The following is a 1,724-nucleotide window of genomic DNA, read 5'->3' as shown; positions in this document are numbered from 1 at the left end:
CTGCCGAAACCAACGCCAAGGGCTATACCTACATCAAGGCCTACCAAACCAAATGGGACCCGGTGCGCAAGCGTTCCCACAGTTTCAATCGCCGTCATGTCGGCAGACTGCACGATGACGGCCGTGTCGTGCCCAGCAAAGCATTCCTTGAGCAATTTCCTCAGTACGCAGGCTTCCCGCTTTTTTATGGTGCCGACAAGCGTTTGGTCGATGAAGAGACCTATCGCCGTGATTTCCCAGAGCGGCCGGGACCGGATCGAGATATTGAAGAAGCCCTTAAAGACGATGTGCTTAACGTTGGTGCCGCTTGGGCTATTGAGACGCTTGCCGAAGAAGCTGGGCTTTTTCGTTCATTGGCGGATATCTTCGGTCACGCACAGGCACGCGAACTGCTTCATCTCGCCATTTACAAATTGGATCAGGGCGGCAGTATGGCCGCTTATGGCGAATGGTGGAAGGAGGTCTATCTTAAGAACGCCAGCCCGCTTAGCGATCAGCGTATCAGTGAGCTGCTTTCTGCGGTCAGCATCAAGGATTTCGAGGAATTTTTCAGGCTCCGTCATGCAGCCAAACTCGATAAAGCCAAAGCGGAAGACGTCGAAAGTCTGACCTACGCTTTGGACAACACATCCATCTCCACATACTCCAAAACGATTGGTGATGCGGCGTATGGTCATGCCAAGAGGGATCCCGATCTCAAACAGATCAATTACACCTTCGTATGCGATCAAAAAGACGGAGAAATCGTCTTTGCTTATACGTATGAAGGCTCCATCAATGACGCCGCAGCTCTCAAAGAAATCATTTACCGCATGCGAGCGGCAGATCTCGATCTTTCCAACGTTACCTTGGTGACGGATCGAGGTTATTCCTCACTGCAGAATGTCCAAAAAATGATCAATCTCGAACTGAAGTTCATTCAAGGCGTTCGCATTGTTGAAGACGTCATGAAGCTCAGATTCGATGAATACCGAGAATCGTTTCGCGATATTGGGTTTTACGACGCAGAGACTCGTGCCTATGCCCGAACGGTTAAGGAATCGTGGAAGCTGGAAACCGACAGCGGAACGCTTAACAAGGAGCTCTTCGTACATCTGTACCGCTTCCCCGGTGCTGATGAAGACGAGATGACTGAATTGGCTGCCAGAGTTGCAGAGATTCTCAAGTTCAAAGCAGAGAATCGAGAGGTGCCGCCTGAACTTTGGCGTACATACAGGCGCTACATCAAAGAACTGCCGGCAGCCGAGGGCAGAAAGAAACGTTGGGACCGCAATGATGAGGCCATTCGTGAGGCAGTCCGATATGCCGGGATGTTTGTCATTCGCAGCAATATCGAAAGCGATCCTTTTGCTGCGCTGCAGGCATACAAAAAGCGGAACATTGTTGAACTGGACTTCAGCCAATACAAAAATTGGGTAGACGGAGATCGTCTGCGCTGCACGAACAAGAGCTGCCTGGGCAAGCTCTTTGTCTGCACGATAGCGGCCTCACTGCGGCTCATGATGATGAGTCGTGCTCAGACCAATGCCAAGACTGCGGGTTTGAAAATTCCCAAAGATTCCATGGATGTGCTGATGGCAAAACTGCGCGGCATCAAAGCTGAGAAGCGCAGAAACGCCAATGCTTGGGTGGTGCGTCAGTTAAGTAAAAAGCAGCGCGATATGCTCGCGCTGCTTGGATTGAAACTGCCGCCTAAAACTCTCCGCTGATTTATGGATCAGTTA

1 protein-coding gene is annotated in these 1,724 nt (G+C 50.9%); it reads left to right on the top strand.

All coding sequences use genetic code 11. The features are described 5' to 3' along the window. Window positions 1-1,709, top strand: a 1,709-nt coding sequence (locus tag DES29_RS12655) for an IS1634 family transposase (protein ID WP_249031210.1), incomplete at its 5' end; no start/stop codon positions are given. Between the last annotated feature and the right edge of the window lie 15 nt (window positions 1,710-1,724).

The sequence above is a fragment of the Sutterella wadsworthensis genome (assembly GCF_003315195.1).
Classification (GTDB): Bacteria; Pseudomonadota; Gammaproteobacteria; order Burkholderiales; family Burkholderiaceae_F; genus Sutterella; species Sutterella wadsworthensis.
The sequence above is the reverse complement of the archived record's forward strand: the minus strand, read 5'-3'. Positions and strand labels throughout refer to the sequence as shown.